Raw genomic sequence first — 399 nt, forward strand, 5'->3', positions numbered from 1 at the left:
CTGGAACTCGATGCCGTTCATCCGAGGCATCCGGTAGTCGGCGAGGATCACCGCCACCAGATCGCCGCGCAGCTTCAGTTCGCGCAGCGCCACCAGTGCGGACTCGCCGGACTCGGCGCGCACGATCCGGTACGACGCCCCGTAGCGCCGCCGGAGGTCCCGCGCCACAGCGCGGGAGACACCCGGGTCGTCGTCCACGGTCATGATGACGGTCCGGGCGGCGTCGGCGGGCTGTGCCATGCGTCCCCCACAGCGTGGTCGGATCCCCGGCGCGGCGGGCCGAGATCCCGTCGCGGCCTCCGCACCGGCCCGCGCCCATCGTATGCGCGGTCGCCGCCGGGCGCGCGGGCGTGCGCGCGGACCGCGCGGGAAGGCGGGCGCGCGGCACTTCGTACCAGG

The 399-nt window shown here is 75.4% G+C and carries 1 protein-coding gene; it reads right to left on the reverse strand.

The window, feature by feature from the left end:
- Positions 1-240 (reverse strand): response regulator (locus LPA54_RS41030; protein ID WP_228985490.1); only part of this gene is annotated, 240 nt, incomplete at its 3' end.
- Positions 241-399 lie beyond the last annotated feature (159 nt).

The organism is Streptomyces sp. DH12 (assembly GCF_020873895.1).
Lineage (GTDB): Bacteria > Actinomycetota > Actinomycetes > Streptomycetales > Streptomycetaceae > Streptomyces.